The following is a 297-nucleotide window of genomic DNA, read 5'->3' as shown; positions in this document are numbered from 1 at the left end:
TCCTCATCCACGATGATGTTCATCTGCTCGTCCCGGTGGGCCTTGTCATCGCCGGTGATGTCCCGCACCGTCTCCGCATATCCCTTGATGAGGGTCAGCGGAGTGCGCAGGTCGTGGGAGACATTCGCCAGCAGGTCACGCTGCATCTGAGCCGCGTGCTGGACTTCCTTGGCCATGTGGTTGATCTCCTGCGCCAAGTCGCCCAGTTCGTCCCGGCGGTTGGTCTCCACCTGAACGGCATAATCGCCCTGTGCCACCTGCCGGGCCGCGCCCGAAAGCTGGCGCAGGGGCTTGGTG

Annotated in this window: 1 protein-coding gene; it reads right to left on the bottom strand. The window is 64.0% G+C overall.

The window, feature by feature from the left end; translation table 11 throughout:
* A partial coding sequence (locus P0G09_RS19270; RefSeq protein ID WP_275253476.1) for a HAMP domain-containing protein occupies positions 1–297 on the bottom strand: 297 nt, incomplete at both ends.

Source organism: Faecalibacterium sp. DFI.5.82, from assembly GCF_029076575.1.
GTDB lineage: Bacteria > Bacillota > Clostridia > Oscillospirales > Ruminococcaceae > Faecalibacterium > Faecalibacterium duncaniae.
This window is presented reverse-complemented; position numbering and strand designations above follow the sequence as displayed.